Origin of the sequence: Oryzihumus sp., assembly GCF_036391795.1 — a bacterium.
GTDB lineage: Bacteria > Actinomycetota > Actinomycetes > Actinomycetales > Dermatophilaceae > Oryzihumus.
This window is the reverse complement of sequence record NZ_DASVZH010000120.1, coordinates 1-4,199: the sequence shown is the minus strand read 5'-3', so window position 1 is coordinate 4,199 and position 4,199 is coordinate 1. Positions and strand designations below refer to the sequence as shown.

General features: G+C 73.9%; 3 protein-coding genes and 1 pseudogene. All 4 read right to left on the bottom strand.

Going from position 1 to position 4,199, the window contains the following annotated elements:
• Window positions 1–199: pseudogene (locus tag VF825_RS07015) on the bottom strand (hypothetical protein); the annotation flags it as partial.
• Window positions 196–1,149, bottom strand: a complete 954-nt coding sequence (locus VF825_RS07010) for a copper transporter (protein WP_331111575.1) — start codon at window positions 1,147–1,149, stop codon at window positions 196–198. The pseudogene VF825_RS07015 and the gene VF825_RS07010, both read right to left, overlap by 4 nt.
• Complete coding sequence (gene steA / locus VF825_RS07005; protein ID WP_331111573.1) at window positions 1,146–2,330, bottom strand: putative cytokinetic ring protein SteA; 1,185 nt, start codon at window positions 2,328–2,330, stop codon at window positions 1,146–1,148. Before steA ends, VF825_RS07010 begins: the two co-directional genes overlap by 4 nt.
• Before the next feature lie 85 nt (window positions 2,331–2,415).
• The gene (gene recN, locus VF825_RS07000) at window positions 2,416–4,128 is read right to left on the bottom strand and encodes a DNA repair protein RecN (RefSeq protein ID WP_331111571.1); all 1,713 of its coding nucleotides are present in this window, start codon (window positions 4,126–4,128) and stop codon (window positions 2,416–2,418) included.
• Between the last annotated feature and the right edge of the window lie 71 nt (window positions 4,129–4,199).

Sequence of the window (4,199 nt, the reverse complement as noted above, 5' to 3'; positions counted from 1 at the left end):
CGGCGGCACCCGCGGCCAGCCCGGCGAGCGTGCCCGCGACGTATGCCGGTCCCTCCAGCAGCGTCACCGGCTCACCGGCGTGGTTGGTCCGGGTCCAGCGGGTCTCCCCGCCGGGCGGCCGGTGGCGCAGCCCGCGGAGCGCGACGGCGGCACCCGCTGCCCCGGCGGTCAGGGCGATGGCCCGGCGGTCGAGGCTCACTTCGTCGCGTCGGGCAGCACGGACGCCGCGTCCGAACCGACCCCGTAGTGGCCGCTGCGTCCGGCGTACTGCTCGACGAGCGCCTCGACCAGCGGAGCCGCCCCGATGCTCTGGTCGCCGTCGTCCACGGTCGAGACGGCCTTGCTCGCGTCGCCGTCCGCCCGCACCGCGGCCACGAGGGCGCCGGTGGTCTGCGGGTCCGTGGCGTTCATCGTCGAGGTCACCACGGTGCCCGAGCTGGCCGCGTCCAGGGCCCGGGTAAGCGCCACCCACGAGGCGAGCCGCGCGGCGGTGTCCTGATCGTTGGCGCCCTTGACCGGGCCGGCCACGAGGACGGCACTCGAGGCCGGGACGACCGGGTCGGAGCCCACCGTGAGCAGGTCGCCGGCCCTGAGTCCCTCCAGTGCCTGGGCGGCGCTGGGGTCGAGCTTGTCCGTGGGCCGCTCGGCCGTGGTCAGCAGGGCGCGCGCGAGCACGGTCCCGGGCAGCATCTCGGGGGTGCTGAGCGTCCCGGGCGCCTTGACCAGGGACGCGAGCTGGGTGGCGAGGTTGTCCCGGAAGGTGCGCTTGGTCGGGTCCACCCACGCGTCCGTCAGCGTCACCGTGGACCCGATCCGGGCGCCGGCGCCGATCAGGGCGGTGGTCGTCTTCTTGACCGTGTCGGCGTCGGCGCCGGGCGCCACCACCAGGCTGACCGTGCGCCCCGACAGGGTGCCGGCGACCAGCTTGGGGGTCACCGTGTTGGCGAAGGTGTCGCGCGCGTCGATCCCGCGCTGCTGGGCGTCGAGCTGGGCGCGCAGCGTCGCCTTGTCCTGGCGCAGCGCGGTCACCTGGTCGTTGAGGGACTGGCCGATGTTGTTCTGCAGCGGGCCGGCCCCCAGGACGATCCCCACGGCGAGGGCCAGGAAGATCGAGACGATGGAGACGAGGTGGTAGCGGAAGTCGATCACGAGAAGAGTCCTACGATCCAGGACCACACGTCGTCCCAGCGGGCACCGACCACGGTGAGCGTGGCGGTGCCGGCAGGCGTGGCGGCCAGCGCGGCATACAGGGCGAACAGCCCCACGGCGAGCATTGCGAACAGGGACAGGTTGGAGATCCGCGACCGGTAGAGGCGGCTCACGCCCTTGGCGTCGACGAGCTTGCCGCCGACCCGCAGCCGGGTGAGGAACGTGCTGGCCATGCCCGAGCGGCCCTTGTCGAGGAACTCCACCAGGGTGGCGTGCGTGCCGACGGCCACGATCAGGGTCGCGCCCTTGTCGTCGGCCAGCAGCATGGCGACGTCCTCGCTGGTGCCGGTCGCCGGGAACACCACCGGGTCGATGCCCAGGTTGTGCACCCGCTCCAGGCCGGGTGCGCGGCCATCCCGGTAGGCGTGCACGACGATCTCGGCACCGCAGGTCAGCGTGGCGTCGGAGACCGAGTCCATGTCGCCGACGACCAGGTGCGGCTTGTGCCCCTCCTCGACCAGGGCGTCGGCGCCGCCGTCGACGCCGATGAGGATGGGGCGGTACTCGCGGATGTAGTGCCGCAGGGTCTGCAGATCCTCCTTGTAGTGGTAGCCGCGCACCACCACCAGGACGTGCCGCCCGTCGATCTCGGTGCGGATGTCCGGGACGCCGACCCCGTCGAGGAGCAGCTCGCGCTCCCGGCGGAGGTACTCCATCGTGTTGGCCGCGAACGCCTCGAGCTGCACCGCGAGCCCGGCGCGGGCCTCGTTCATGGCGGCCTGCACCGACTCGTGGTCGAACAGGTGCCCCTTGGCCACGATGGTGTCGCCGACGTAGATCTCGTCGACCTCGATGCGCACCTGCTGCCCCTCGTGCAGCGCGTGCATCACGTCCCGCCCGGTGTTGTCGATCAGCGGCACCCCGCCGTCGACGAGGATCTCGGGGCCGAGGTTGGGGTAGCGCCCGCTGATGGAGGGCGAGGCGTTGACGACGGCGGCCGGGCGGCAGGCGAGCAGTGCCTCGGCGCTCACCTTGTCGATGTCCTGGTGGTCGATCACGGCGATGTCGCCGGGCTTGAGACGCTTGGTGAGGTTCTTGGTCCGGGCGTCCACGCGGACAGGGCCGCGGACCCCGGGCACTTCCGGTTCGCGGCTGCTCCGGCGTCGGATGGAGAGTGACATCGGGGCTATCGTGCCACGGCGCGTCATCAGCCCCGATGCCGCCGACGGCGCACCGGGTCACGGCCTTGTCACGTTTGGCGCGTGCTCAGCCCACCGCCTGCCCGGCCTGGGCGAGCAGCTCGCGGGCGTGCTCGATGGCCACGCCGGAGTCCTCGACCCCGGCCATCATCCGCGCCAGCTCACGCAGCCGGTCCTCCCCCGTCACCGCGGCGACCCCGCTGGCGGTGACGTGCCCGTCGTCGGTCTTGTGCACGACCAGGTGCTGGTCGGCGAAGGCCGCGACCTGGGCCAGGTGGGTGACCACGATCACCTGCGCGGACCGGGCCAGCTCCGCCAGCCGGGCCCCGACGTCGAGGGCCGCCTTGCCTCCGACGCCGGCGTCCACCTCATCGAAGACGAACGTGGGCACGTCGCCGCTGCCGGTGACGACCTCCAGCGCGAGCATCACCCGGGACAGCTCACCACCGGAGGCGGCCTTGGCGACGCTGCGCGGGGGTGCACCGGGGTTGGCTGCGAGCAGGATCTCCACGTCGTCGGCGCCGTGGCGCAGGAAGGTCTCACGCGGCTGCACCGCCACCTGGACCACGGCCTTGCCCATCGCCAGGTGCGCCAGCTCCTCGGTTACCCGCCGGCCGAAGTCCTGTGCGGCGGCGGTGCGGGCGGCGGTGAGCTCGGCCGCCGCGACGGTCAGCTCCGCCTCGAGCTGCTCCAGCCGGGCCTGCATGGCCTCGGCCCGGTCGTCGGCGGTGACCAGCCGGTCGAGCCGGGCGGCGGCCTCCTTGGCCCAGGCCAGCACGTCGTCGACGGTGTCGCCGTACTTGCGCTGCAGCCGGGCCAGGTCGGCGCGCCGCTCCTGCACCCAGGCGAGCCGGGCGGGGTCGACGTCGACGTCGCTGAGGTAGGCCGCGAGGTCGGCTCCCAGGTCGGCCGCGAGGTATCCCAGCTCCTGGGCCCGGCGTTCGAGGTCGGCCAGCACAGGGTCGTGGACGGAGGCGGCGCCCAGCGTGGCGCGGGTCTCGGCGAGCAGCTCGACGACGTTGCCGCGGACCTCGTCGGCGGCCTCCTCCTCGGGGCCACCGGTGGCCCCGGCCACGAGGGCGTGGGCCAGGCCGGCGCTGCCGCGCAGGCCCTCGGCGTGGGCGAGGCGCTCGTCCTCGGCGCGCAGCTCGTGGTCCTCCCCGGGCTGGGGGTCGACTGCCTCGACCTCCTCGACGCCGGCGGTGAGCACGTCGATCTCGCGGGCGCGGTCCCGCGCCAACGTGCGCAGCTCGTCCAGCTCCGTGCGGAGCTGGTGGTGCTCGTCATACAGGGCGGTGTAGCGGGCCAGCGGCATGGCGACGGAGGTGCCGGCGAAGCCGTCCAGCACCACCCGGTGCTGGTCGGGCTGGCGCAGCCGCCACTGGTCGGACTGGCCGTGGACCGCGACGAGGAGCTCGCGCAGGTCGGAGAGCACCCCGATCGGGGCGCTGCGGCCGCCGACGTGGGCCCGCGAGCGGCCCTCGGCGGAGACGGTGCGGGCCAGGATGAGCCCGTCCTCGGTGTCGCCCCCCGCCTCCTGGGCGCGGACCAGGGCCGGGTGGCCCTCGGGCACCTCGACCAGCCCCTCGATCGAGGCGGCGGTGGCCCCGTTGCGCACCAGGCCTGCGTCGGCGCGGGCGCCGAGGAGCAGGCCGAGGCCGGAGACGACCATGGTCTTGCCGGCACCGGTCTCACCGGTGACGACGTTGAGGCCTGGGGACAGGGCCAGGACGGCGTCGTCGATGACGCCGAGGTTCTGGATCCGGATCTCGCGCAGCACGTCGACCAGCCTAGGAGGGGGGACTGTCAGTCGGCGGCAGGCGCCGCCGGACGGTCCCCTCCCACCGGCAG